Source organism: Paraburkholderia sp. SIMBA_053 (genome assembly GCF_046534895.1).
Lineage (GTDB): Bacteria > Pseudomonadota > Gammaproteobacteria > Burkholderiales > Burkholderiaceae > Paraburkholderia > Paraburkholderia caledonica.
The window spans coordinates 1-260 of sequence record NZ_JAWRXU010001005.1 but is presented as its reverse complement, the minus strand read 5'-3'; the positions used below and the strand labels follow the sequence as shown (position 1 = coordinate 260).

The window sequence follows — 260 nt, the reverse complement described above, 5'->3', positions numbered from 1 at the left end:
CGTTCCTTCACCAGGAGATCTCCCAGCCGACATACGACAGTGTCACGAGGGCGCTGCAGGCTGGGGTCGTCGTCATCGGCGCACTTGGCAACAACGACAGCACCTCAGCGGGCGTGCTCGACACGACCAACGGTGTGCTCAACGTCGCGTCCGTGGACGCGACAGCAGCTCCGGCGAAGAAGAAGTATTCGGAGGAGAACATGACCGACCCGAGTACCGATGTCGTCGCGCCCGGCATCGAGGTCGCCGGGATCGGGTTC

At 63.8% G+C, this 260-nt stretch carries 1 protein-coding gene; it reads left to right on the top strand.

Going from position 1 to position 260, the window contains the following annotated elements; genetic code table 11:
• Positions 1-260: hypothetical protein (locus SB753_RS38640; RefSeq protein ID WP_410805359.1), on the top strand; the 260-nt coding region annotated here is incomplete at both ends.